Genomic DNA, 10,691 nt, shown 5'->3' with positions numbered 1-10,691 from the left:
AACCTGCCAGAGCCGAGCGTCCTGTTGGCAGAAAGAGGCTATGACGCTGACAAAATTCGAAAAAAGATGGAGGTGCGGGACGTGCTCACCCAAATTCCCATGCGCAAACCATGCAAGATGCGCGTCGGTGTCGATCATTCGCTGTATTCATTGCGCACCCTCGTCGAACGGTGCTTCAACAAGCTGAAAAACGCACGCCGGGCCGCCACACGCTACGACAAAACCGCTGAAAGCTTCCTGGGCTTCATCGACATCACGTCTATCCGCCTCTGGGTTCGCCTTTTGTCAACATGACCTAGCCCTGGCTGAAGCCGTTGGGGACGTGTCTTTTTGTATAAGGTTTGAGCTAAAACGATTGAGTTTATTAAACTTTTGACGATAAAACTTTTGTCAATGCGCCTGTAAACGCTGCAACGGCGCGCGCTGTCGAGCCACGATGCCGCGCCCTCGGTCGCCGCACCGCGTTCTTATGGTTGCACAATTTTAAGGGACAGAACGCGCCGACCGGACGCACGCCCCAAGAGGACCGCGCAACCGCCAAATACGCTGCGCCGTGGCGAATAACACCGATGCAGGCAAGGGCGACATGGGGTCGCCCTTGCCCAGATCACGCGATCTTGAACGGATATTGGTGCTCGGATCAGGTTTCGACGGGCTGCGCCTCGCGCGGGGGGCGCCCGATGATGTCGCGCAGGGCATCCAGTTCGATGAAGTTGTCGGCCTGGCGCCGCAGATCGTCGGCGATCATCGGCGGCTGGCTGCGGATGGTGGACACGACCGACACGCGCACGCCCTGCCGCTGCAGCGATGCCACCAGCGGGCGGAAATCGCCATCGCCCGAGAACAGCACGGCATGGTCCAGACGCGGCGCCAGCTCCATAGCGTCGACGGTCAGCTCGATGTCCATGTTGCCCTTGACCTTACGGCGGCCCATCGCGTCCGTGTATTCGCGGGCGGGCTTGGTCACCACGCAGAACCCGTTGTAATGCAGCCAGTCGACCAGCGGGCGGATCGGGGAATATTCCTCGCCCTCGATCAGCGCGGTGTAATAATAGGCACGCACCAGCTTGCCCCGCCGGTCGAATTCCTGGCGCAGCAGCTTGTAATCGATGTCAAAGCCAAGCGCCTTGGAGGCCGCATAAAGATTCGCGCCATCGATAAAGAGGGCCAATCTGTCATCTTTGTAAAACATGGGTGTTGCCTTTGTGGAACGGGTCGCTGCAAGCCACGGGCAGGGCGGGCCAGGGTGAGGGACCTGAAACGGACCGGTCCGTGGCATCGACTTGTATGGAAAGAGGAAAGCGTGGTTAACCTGTCTTTTGGTATCGTTGCTCTGGGCGCCAATCTGCCCCTGTCGGAGCGGGATCCGGCCGCCACCCTTCGCATCGCCCTGGGTATTCTGCACACCGCTCCGGGCATTTCAATCACCGCGACCAGTCGCATATGGCGGACTCCCGCCATGCCAGCAGGGTCGGGGCCGGATTTCGCCAATGCCGCGGCCCTGATCGCCACCCGCCTTCCCCCGCAGGAGGTGCTGGACAGCCTGCACCGGATCGAGGCCGATCATGGCCGCGACCGCAGCACCGGCCGCTGGAGCGCGCGGGTGCTGGATCTGGACCTGATCGCGATGGACGATCGGATCGAACCCGACATGGCGGGGCTGCGCGCCTGGATCGACCTTGGCGCCGAGGATCAGGCCCGGCGCGCGCCCGACCGGCTGATCCTGCCGCATCCGCGGATGCAGGACCGCGCATTTGTCCTGGCCCCCCTGGCCGAGATCGCGCCGGGCTGGCAACATGCTCTGACCGGGCGCAGCGTGGCGGCGATGCTGGCGGATCTGGGGCCGGATGCGCTGGCGGGAATGCACCCGGTCCGCGCGGCGGAATCGCCAGGTTTTGCTTGACAATCGGCGCTGTGGCACCCATCAGTCCGGTTCGCCCCGAATGTCCGATTCGCAACTGCACAGGTGATCCATGGCCCGCGTAACGGTCGAAGACTGCGTCGACAAGGTTCCGAACCGCTTTGATCTGGTGATGCTTGCATCCCATCGCGCCCGCGAGATCGCTGCCGGCAGCGCCCCCACGGTCGATCGCGACAACGACAAGAACCCGGTGGTCGCCCTGCGCGAAATCGCCGAGGAAACCCAGCCCGTCGACGATCTGCGCGAGCGGATGATCGAATCGACGCAGACCCAGATCGAGGTCGACGAGCCCGAGGAGGACGCCATGGCGCTGCTGCTGGGCGCCGAGGTTGATCGTCCCAAGCCGTCGGATGAGGAATCCGAGGAACGCATGCTGCGGATGATGCTGGAAGCGAACCAGCGCGCCTGACACGGCCACATCACAGAGGTCTTCGACACCATCATGATCGACGTCGAAGACCTGCTGGCCCTTGTCCGCAACTATAATCCGCGCAGCAATTGCGCGCTGATCCGCGACGCCTATGAATACGGCATGCGGATGCATGAGGGCCAGTTCCGCCATTCCGGCGAGCCCTATTTCACCCACCCCATCGCCGTCGCCGCCATCCTGACCGAGATGCGCCTGGACGACGCGACCATCGTGACGGCCCTGCTGCACGACACGATCGAGGACACGCGATCGACCAAGGACGAGGTCGTCGCCATGTTCGGCGCCGAGATCGCCGATCTGGTCGACGGGGTCACCAAGCTGACCAACCTGGAGCTGTCCAGCACCCAGTCCAAGCAGGCCGAGAATTTCCGCAAGCTGTTCATGGCCATGTCGCGCGACATGCGCGTGATCCTGGTCAAGCTGGCCGACCGGCTGCACAACATGCGCACGATCCGCTCGATGCGCCCCGACAAGCAGGTCAAGAAGGCCCGCGAGACGATGGACATCTATGCGCCCCTGGCCGGTCGCATGGGCATGCAGTGGATGCGCGAGGAGCTGGAGGACCTGGCCTTCAAGGTCATCAACCCCGAGGCGCGCAGCTCGATCATCCGCCGTTTCGTCAGCCTGCAGAAGGACAGCGGCGACATCATCGGCCAGATCACCGCCGACATCCGCGCCGAGATGGAGAAGGAGGAGATTGAGGCGACCGTGTTCGGCCGCGCGAAAAAGCCCTTCAGCGTCTGGCGCAAGATGCAGGAAAAGCAGCTGGCCTTTTCGCGGCTGTCCGACATCTATGGCTTTCGCATCATCACCGCGACCGAGATGGACTGCTATCGCGCCCTGGGCGTGATCCATCACCGCTGGCGGGCCGTGCCGGGGCGGTTCAAGGATTACATCAGCCAGCCGAAATCGAACGGCTACCGCTCGATCCACACCACGGTGTCGGGCCGCGACGGCAAGCGGGTCGAGGTGCAGATCCGCACCCGCCAGATGCACGAGGTGGCCGAGGCCGGCGTGGCCGCGCATTGGGCCTATCGCGACGGGGTGCGGACCAAGAACCCCTTTGCCGTCGATCCCGCCGAATGGGTCGCCAGTCTGAACGACCGCTTTGACACCGAGGACCACAACGAGTTCCTGGAACACGTCAAGATGGAGATGTACCAGGACCAGGTGTTCTGCTTCACCCCCAAGGGCGACGTGATGCAGCTGCCGCGGGGGGCCTCTCCGATCGATTTCGCCTATGCGATCCACACGCGGCTTGGCAATTCCTGCGTCGGCGCCAAGATCGACGGCATCCGCGTGCCGCTGTGGACGCGGCTGAAGAACGGGCAGTCGGTGGACATCATCTCGGCCTCGGGGCAGCGGCCGCAGGCGACCTGGCTGGACATCGTGGTCACGGGCCGCGCCAAGGCCGCCATCCGCCGCAGCTTGCGCGAGGAGGATCGCGACCGCTTCATCCGGCTTGGGCGCGAACTGGTGCGGGTCAGCTTCGAGCATGTGGGCCGCAAGCCCACCGACAAGGCGCTGCGTACCGCCGCCAAGCAGATGGGCCTGCCCTCGGCCGAGGATCTGCTGGCCCGCATCGGCAGCGCTGAGAATTCCGCCAAGGAGGTTCTGGGCGTCCTCTATCCCGAACTGGCCGGCAGCCACGACGAGATCGACGGACAGCGCCCCTTCGCGGGCCTGGAGGCCGATGCCAACTTCAAGCGGGCCCCCTGCTGCGCGCCCCTGCCGGGCGAGCGTATCGTGGGCATCACCTATCGCGGCGCGGGCGTGGTCATTCATGCCATCGACTGCCCCGTCCTGGCCGAGTTCGAGGATGCCCCTGACCGGTGGGTCGACCTGCAATGGCGCGAGGGGCGCCACCCCGCCGCCTATTCGACCGTGTTGAATTTGACGATCCGGCATGATGCCGGGGTGCTGGGACGCATCTGCACCTTGATCGGGGCGCAGGGGGCGAATATCTCGAACCTGGAGTTCATCGCGCGCAAGCCCGACTTCTACCGGATCGAGGTCGAGGTCGAACTGCGCGACCATGAACATCTGCACAACCTGCTGACCGCGCTTGAGGCGGAAAGCGACGTGGCGCAGGTCTCTCGCGTAAGGGACCCGGCGCTGAAACCCTGAGGTCGGCGGATCGCACTCGCTGCCTTGGTCGCAACGGGTGGCCTTCGTGTTCAAACGCCGCAAACCGCGCAGCTATGGCCAGCTTGCCACCGAGATGATCTATCCGCGCGGCGGCTGGCGGCGGGCCAGCGCCTATGTCGCGCATCGCCTGCGCCGCCTGCCCGACCAGCCCCACCGCATCGCGCGCGGGGTCGCGGCGGGGATCATGGTGAATTTCACGCCGCTGTTCGGTTTCCATTTCCTGTCGGCCGCCGCCGTGGCCTGGATCATCCGCGGCAACATCCTGGCGGCGCTGCTGGCGACCTTCGTGGGCAACCCGGTGACGCTGCCCTTCATCGCGCTGCTGTCGGTGGGGCTGGGCCGCGAGATCCTGGGCCTGGAGGGCAAGCTGAGCCCCCAGTTCATCTTTCACGAATTCTCCAAGGCCACCGGAGAGTTGTGGCACAACGCCCGCGCCCTTTTCGGCCCTTCCGAGATGCATTGGTATAACCTGGGCGATTTCATGACCCAGGTGTTCTGGCCCTACATGGTCGGGGGTGTCATCGTGGGCACCGTCGCGGGGATCGTGACCCACGCCCTGACCGTGCCGATCTTCATCGCCTATCAGCGGCGGCGCGAGAAGAAGATGGCGGACCGGATCGCCCGCGCCTCGCGTCTGGCGGCCGAACGCAAGGCCGCCCGCGACGATATCGACGCCCCCTAATACCCGCGCTGGCGGTCCACCAGATAAAGCGCGGGCTGGCCCGCCATCACCCGCCGCAGGTTCTGCGCCACCACCGGCGCAGCCGTTTCGGGCCGGGTCTCGGCCGCGATATGCGGGGTCACCGTGACTGCCGGGTGGGACCAGAAGGCATGATCCGCGGGCAGTGGCTCGGCCCGGAACACGTCCAGCACCGCATGGGCCGGGCGGCCCCGGTCCAGCGCCTCCAGCAAGGCCGCGTCGTCGATCAGCGTGCCGCGCCCCGGATTGATCAGCCACGCCCCCTGCGGCAGCAGCGCCAGCCTGCGCGCGTCCAGCAGGCCCTGCGTGTCGGGCGTGTCGGGCAGCAGGCAGATCAGGATCTGCGCCCTGGCCAGCGCCTGGTCCAGCGCCGCGACCGGCAGCACGGACACCCCCGGCACCGCCCGCCCAGAGGCGCTGACCCCCGTGACCGGAAAGCCGATCGCCGTCAGCATCGACGCCACCGCCTGCCCAAGCGCGCCCATCCCCAGCACCGTCACCGGCCGCGCATCCGCCAGCGGCGGCACCTGCCCGTTGCGCCAGATGCCGTCCTGCGCATAGCGGTCCATGCCCAGATGCGCCCGCATCGCCCAGCCCGTGCAATATTCGGCCATGCCGCGCTGCAGCCCCGGATCGACCATCCGCGCTAGGGGCTGGGTCAGGGTCGCGTTGCCCACGATCCGCTCCACCCCGGCCCAGAGGCTCTGGATCAGGCGCGCGTTGCGATAGGGGGTGAAATCGGTGATGTCGCCGCCCGGCGCATAGATGATCGCGTCGAACCCCGCCGGATCGCCGTCGCGCGACAGGGTCATTTCGGGCAGGGCCGCGCGCAGGGCGGGGGCCCATTCGTCCCACGCCCCGTCGCGGGCGGAAAAGCGGACCTTCATCGTGTCACCTCGGTCTGTGGACATGGGCTGATTGCACCAGGCCGAACCCCAGCATCAGAATCATCAGCGACGTCCCCCCATAGCTGACCAGCGGCAGCGGAGAGCCCTTGGCCGGCAAGAGCCCCATCACCGTCGCCATGTTGATCGCGAAATACAGAAAGAACGTCCCCGAGATGCCCAGGGTGATCAGGCTGGCAAAGCGGTCGCGGTTGGTCAGCGCCGAATAGATGCAGAATCCGAGGATCAGCATATAGAGGACCAGCAGCGACGAGGCCCCGATAAAGCCGAACTCCTCCGACAGGACGGTAAAGATGAAATCGGTGTGCTTTTCGGGCAGGAAATTCAGCCGCGACTGCGTGCCCTGCATGAAGCCGCGCCCGGACAGGCCGCCCGACCCCAGGGCGATCTGGCTTTGGATGATGTTATAGCCCGCGCCCAACGGGTCGGAGGTCGGGTCCAGGAAGGTGTCGATGCGGCGGAACTGATAGTCGCGCAACAGCTGCCAGTCGGTGCCCCGGCTGCGCATGATCGTCACCACCAGACCCACGGCGGCGCCGATCACCGCCCCGAAATACCACAGCGACACGCCCGCCGCGAACATCACGATGCCGCCCCCCGCCACCAGCATGATCGAGGTCCCCAGATCCGGCTGCATCAGCACAAGCGCGGTGGGCGCCAGGATCAGCAGCACCGGCACCAGCACCCAGAGCGGCCGCGACACCCGGGTCAGCGGCAGCCAGTCGTAATAGGCCGCCAGCAGCAGAACCAGCGCGATCTTCATCAGCTCGGACGGCTGGATGCGGATCGGGCCGATGTCGATCCAGCGCTGCGCCCCCATGCCGATCACACCGAACATGTCCACCGCCACGAGCATCAGGAAGCAGACCACGTAGGCCGCCACCGAAATCCCCCGCCAGAACCACATCGGCACGAAGGCCAGGCCCAGCATGACCACCATGCCGATGGCAAAGCGGATCATCTGCGGTTCGGCCCAGGTGTCCATGCGCCCGCCGGCCACCGAATACAGCATCAGGAAGCCGATGCAGCAGACGGCGGTGATCAGCAGGACCAGCGGCCAGTTGATATACAGGACCTTGCGGAACCCGGTCGGAACCTGGGCGACCTGATAGTCGAGATAGGACATCGCTTACGCCCTGCTGCGGCCGGGGCGCGGGGCCTCGGGCTGGAAAAGCTGCATGGCCTCGTGGCGGGCCTCAAGGCCTGCGCGCGCCTCCGACGGGACCGCATCCAGCGGCGGCAGGCCGCCGTTCAGCGCGAACAGCAGGATGTCGCGCGCGATGGGCGCCGCCGCGGTCGAGCCCCCGCCCCCGTGTTCGACCACCAGAGAGATGGCGTATTTCGGTGCCTCATAGGGCGCATAGGCCACGAACAGCGCATGGTCGCGCCGCGCCCAGGGCAGCTGATCGTTCGAGATCACGCCCCGCGCGCGTTCGGCGGCGGTGATGTTGCGGACCTGACTGGTGCCGGTCTTGCCCGCCATGCGCCAATCCTCGCGCGTGATCCGAGAGCTGCGCGCCGTGCCGCGCGCGCTGTTCATCACCGCGTCCATGCCAAGCCGCGCAACGCGCAGCGACGCCTCGCTGATGTCCAGGGCCGGGTAGTCCGGCACCGCCTGGCGCACCCCGTCGATAGAGCGCACCAGCTGTGGCCGCACCTCGCGCCCCGAGGCGATGCGCGCCGTCATCACCGCCAGCTGCAGCGGAGAGGCCAGCACGAAACCCTGCCCGATGGACGCGTTCAGGCTGTCGCCGACCTGCCAGTTCTGGCCGTGGCGGGCCATCTTCCATTCGCGATCCGGCGCGATCCCCACGGCGACGGCGGACATGGGCAGGTCATGGCGCACGCCCAGACCCAGCTTGCGCGCCATGATGGCGATGCGGTCGATGCCCACGCGCTGCGCCAGTTCATAATAATAGACGTCGCAGCTTTCCTCGAGGCTCTTGATCGCGTCGACCATGCCGTGCCCGCCACGCCGCCAGCAGTGGAACCGCCGGCCCCCCAGCTCGGTATGGCCGGGGCAGTAATAGCGGGTGCCCGCGTTGATGACCCCGGCCTCCAGCCCCGCCATCAGGGTGACCATCTTGAAGGTCGATCCGGGCGGATAGACACCCTGCACCGTCTTGTCGGCCAGGGGGCGGTGGTCGTGATCCATCAGCGCGCGATACTCCGGGCTGCTGATGCCGCGCACGAACTTGTTGGGATCAAAGCTGGGCGACGAGCAGATCGAGATCAGCTCTCCGGTCTGGCAGTCCATCACCACGGCGGCGGCCGATTCCTCGCCCATGCGCTGCGCGGCATAATTCTGCAGCGCCGCGTCCACGGTCAGCTGCAATGTTGCGCCCTGCTCGCCCTCCTGGCGGGACAGCTGGCGCATCTCTCGGCCCTGGCTGTTGACCTCGACGCGGCGCGCCCCGGCCTTGCCGCGCAGGACCTCCTCCATGCGGCCCTCGACGCCGATCTTGCCCAGCTGGAAATCGGGCAGGCGCAGGACCGGGTCCGGGTCCTCGATCCGCGACAGGTCGTAATCGCTGACCGGCCCGACATAGCCCATGACATGTGCGAAATCGCCCGCCCGCGGATAGGCCCGCGACAGCGCCGATTCGGGCGTGACGCCGGGCAGCGACGGCGCGTTCACCGCAATGGCGCTGAACTGCTCCCAGGACAGGCGGTCGGCCAGCACGATGGGGGTGATGGCGCTGCGGCGGCCGAACTCCTCCATCAGCTCCGCGATGCGGGCCTCGGTCATGGGGATCAGCTGCGACAGGCGGCGCAGCACCGGCTCCACGTCGCCGCCGGCCTCCTCGCGGGTCAGGGTCACGCGGTAATTCTGCTCGTTTCCGGCGATGATGATGCCGGTGCGGTCCAGGATCAGCCCGCGCGACGGCGGCAGCAGCCGGATCTTGATCGAGTTGCCGTCGGCCAGCATCCGGTATTCCTCGGCATGGTCCAGCTGCATCGACCGCATCTTCAGCGCCAGGGTGGTCACGGTGCCGATCTGGATGCCCGCCAGCAGCAGGCCCCGCCGGGTGATCTGGCGGCTGCTGTCCATGATCTCGCGTTGGGATTTCTTCATGCCGTCACTGCCCAATCCGTCCAGACTCGTTCGTCGCTATGTCTCGTTGCGTCCGTTGCGACGCAGGCCGATCAGCCAGCGCGCCGCGAACACGACCAGCGGATAGGCCGCCACCGTGGCCAGAAACTGCAGGATCACCTGCCCCAATGCCGATACCGGCAGCATGAACACCACCTGCACCAGCCGATAGCCCAGCATCGCCAGCCCGATCAGGACGCCGACGCGCAGCCATTCAACCATGAATGGCTGATCGCGCCAACGGGGCTCTCGCAGTCGTGCGGCCTCGGAGGCCAGCAGCACAAAGACCGTCCACAGCCCCAGGGGCCGCATCAGCAGCACGTCTTCCAGCAGGACGGCCAGCACGATCACCGGGGCGGCCAGCTGGTCGGGGCGCCGCAGCACCCAGGCCAGGATCAGCGCCAGCCCCAGATCGGGGCCGGGCCAGCCCATGATGCCCCCCGACAGCGGCAGCAGGCGCACAAACAGCAGCACCCAAACCGAAGCCAGAAAGACCAGCGTGCCCAGAACAAAGCTGCGGCGGGGCAACTGGATCACGGCGTCGTGCCCGGGTCCAGCGGGTCGCTGGCCGCCGCCGCATCCACCGGAGAGGTCGGCAGCTGCGGCCCGATCGGCCCGGTGATGCCGCCGCGGATGACGGCGGCGCCATCGACCACCGCCTCGGCCGGATGGGACCGCAGGACGCGCAGGAACTCCAGCCGCTCGTAATCGGCGGCCATGCGCAGGCGCAGCCGCCCGTCGCTGCCCTGCGCGACCTGCCCCACCAGCAGGCCGGGCGGAAACACCCCCCCGTCGCCCGAGGTCACGACCCGGTCGCCCGGGCGCACATTGTCGCCCTGTTCCACGAATTCCAGCAATGGCAGGGGCGTGTTGTCGCCGGTCAGCAGCGCGCGTTCGCCCGTGGGCTGGACCGTCACCGGCAGTCGCGAGGAGGGATCGGTCAGCAGCACGACCCGGCTGGTCCGGTTCCCCACCCCCGAAATACGCCCGACCAGCCCCAGCCCGTCCATCGTGGCCCAACCCTCGACGATGCCGTCCTGGCGCCCCACATTCAGCAGCACCGATTGGCGAAAGGCCGACCCGCTGTCGACCATCACCACGCCGGTGACGCTGGTCAGGGCCGGGTCGATGCGCACGTTGTTCTGCGCCATCAGCTTGGAGTTCTCCTGCTCCAGCTGGACGGCGGCCTCGCGCCAGGCGGACATGCGCTGCAATTCGCGGCGCAACTCCTGGTTCTGCTCATAGATGCGGGCATAGCTTTGAAAGCCGGACACCATCTGCGTGACGCGCGTCACCGGCACCAGCGCCCATTCGAAACGCGGCACGATGCGGTCGATCATCGCGGTGCGCATCTGTTCGGCGCGCGGGCTGTCGATGCGCCAGAACAGAAACAGCGCCAGCAGCGCCAGCGCCATGACCGCGATCAGGACGCGCCGCACCGGAGTGGCGAAATCTGGACCCTTGCGCGCCATTCTGGCGCCCCCCGCGACGCG

The 10,691-nt window shown here is 66.7% G+C and carries 11 protein-coding genes; 5 read left to right on the top strand and 6 right to left on the bottom strand.

The window, feature by feature from the left end; all coding sequences use genetic code 11:
• Positions 1-294: transposase (locus FA740_RS08645; protein WP_169306257.1), on the top strand; the 294-nt coding region annotated here is incomplete at its 5' end.
• Between the two features lie 346 nt (positions 295-640).
• Here the strand turns inward: FA740_RS08645 and FA740_RS08640 are convergent.
• A complete protein-coding gene (locus tag FA740_RS08640) occupies positions 641-1,192 on the bottom strand; it encodes a LabA-like NYN domain-containing protein (RefSeq protein WP_136856362.1) in 552 nt (183 codons plus the stop codon).
• A gap of 54 nt (positions 1,193-1,246) precedes the next feature.
• Here FA740_RS08640 and folK point away from each other — a divergent pair, with 54 nt between their 5' ends.
• From folK to FA740_RS08620, 4 genes are all read left to right on the top strand, one after another.
• Positions 1,247-1,903 (top strand): 2-amino-4-hydroxy-6-hydroxymethyldihydropteridine diphosphokinase, encoded by a 657-nt coding sequence (folK, locus tag FA740_RS08635; RefSeq protein WP_338119662.1) that lies wholly within the window; start codon positions 1,247-1,249, stop codon positions 1,901-1,903.
• 70 nt (positions 1,904-1,973) lie between these two features.
• Positions 1,974-2,330 carry a DNA-directed RNA polymerase subunit omega gene (rpoZ, locus tag FA740_RS08630; protein ID WP_042245492.1) on the top strand — a complete coding sequence of 119 codons (357 nt, stop codon included), beginning with the start codon at positions 1,974-1,976 and terminating at the stop codon, positions 2,328-2,330.
• Positions 2,331-2,363: 33 nt separating this feature from the next.
• Positions 2,364-4,478 carry a RelA/SpoT family protein gene (locus tag FA740_RS08625; protein ID WP_136856360.1) on the top strand — a complete coding sequence of 705 codons (2,115 nt, stop codon included), beginning with the start codon at positions 2,364-2,366 and terminating at the stop codon, positions 4,476-4,478.
• 46 nt (positions 4,479-4,524) lie between these two features.
• Complete coding sequence (locus tag FA740_RS08620; RefSeq protein ID WP_136856359.1) at positions 4,525-5,181, top strand: DUF2062 domain-containing protein; 657 nt, start codon at positions 4,525-4,527, stop codon at positions 5,179-5,181.
• Here FA740_RS08620 and FA740_RS08615 read toward each other — a convergent pair.
• Genes FA740_RS08615 through mreC form a run of 5 tightly spaced genes read right to left on the bottom strand, consistent with a single transcriptional unit; the run spans position 5,178 to position 10,670 of the window.
• Positions 5,178-6,110 (bottom strand): 2-hydroxyacid dehydrogenase, encoded by a 933-nt coding sequence (locus tag FA740_RS08615; RefSeq protein WP_246053532.1) that lies wholly within the window; start codon positions 6,108-6,110, stop codon positions 5,178-5,180. The two genes, FA740_RS08620 and FA740_RS08615, sit on opposite strands and share 4 nt — an antisense overlap.
• Complete coding sequence (gene rodA, locus FA740_RS08610; RefSeq protein ID WP_136856358.1) at positions 6,091-7,230, bottom strand: rod shape-determining protein RodA; 1,140 nt, start codon at positions 7,228-7,230, stop codon at positions 6,091-6,093. The genes FA740_RS08615 and rodA overlap by 20 nt, the downstream gene beginning before the upstream one ends.
• Before the next feature lie 3 nt (positions 7,231-7,233).
• A complete protein-coding gene (gene mrdA, locus FA740_RS08605) occupies positions 7,234-9,180 on the bottom strand; it encodes a penicillin-binding protein 2 (RefSeq protein ID WP_136856357.1) in 1,947 nt (648 codons plus the stop codon).
• 36 nt (positions 9,181-9,216) lie between these two features.
• A complete protein-coding gene (locus tag FA740_RS08600; protein WP_136856356.1) occupies positions 9,217-9,735 on the bottom strand; it encodes a rod shape-determining protein MreD in 519 nt (172 codons plus the stop codon).
• Positions 9,732-10,670 carry a rod shape-determining protein MreC gene (gene mreC, locus FA740_RS08595; RefSeq protein ID WP_136856355.1) on the bottom strand — a complete coding sequence of 313 codons (939 nt, stop codon included), beginning with the start codon at positions 10,668-10,670 and terminating at the stop codon, positions 9,732-9,734. The genes FA740_RS08600 and mreC overlap by 4 nt, the downstream gene beginning before the upstream one ends.
• Between the last annotated feature and the right edge of the window lie 21 nt (positions 10,671-10,691).

The sequence above is a fragment of the Paracoccus hibiscisoli genome (genome assembly GCF_005048265.1).
GTDB lineage: Bacteria > Pseudomonadota > Alphaproteobacteria > Rhodobacterales > Rhodobacteraceae > Paracoccus > Paracoccus hibiscisoli.
The sequence above is the reverse complement of the archived record's forward strand: the minus strand, read 5'-3'. Positions and strand labels throughout refer to the sequence as shown.

Excerpts from the sequence above, each read along its gene's own strand:
- FA740_RS08640 (WP_136856362.1), bottom strand. The coding sequence starts at position 1,192 with ATGTTTTACAAAGATGACAGATTGGCCCTCTTTATCGATGGCGCGAAT.
- rpoZ (WP_042245492.1), top strand. The coding sequence starts at position 1,974 with ATGGCCCGCGTAACGGTCGAAGACTGCGTCGACAAGGTTCCGAACCGC.
- FA740_RS08625 (WP_136856360.1), top strand. The coding sequence starts at position 2,364 with ATGATCGACGTCGAAGACCTGCTGGCCCTTGTCCGCAACTATAATCCG.
- FA740_RS08615 (WP_246053532.1), bottom strand. The coding sequence starts at position 6,110 with ATGTCCACAGACCGAGGTGACACGATGAAGGTCCGCTTTTCCGCCCGC.
- rodA (WP_136856358.1), bottom strand. The coding sequence starts at position 7,230 with ATGTCCTATCTCGACTATCAGGTCGCCCAGGTTCCGACCGGGTTCCGC.
- mrdA (WP_136856357.1), bottom strand. The coding sequence starts at position 9,180 with ATGAAGAAATCCCAACGCGAGATCATGGACAGCAGCCGCCAGATCACC.
- mreC (WP_136856355.1), bottom strand. The coding sequence starts at position 10,670 with ATGGCGCGCAAGGGTCCAGATTTCGCCACTCCGGTGCGGCGCGTCCTG.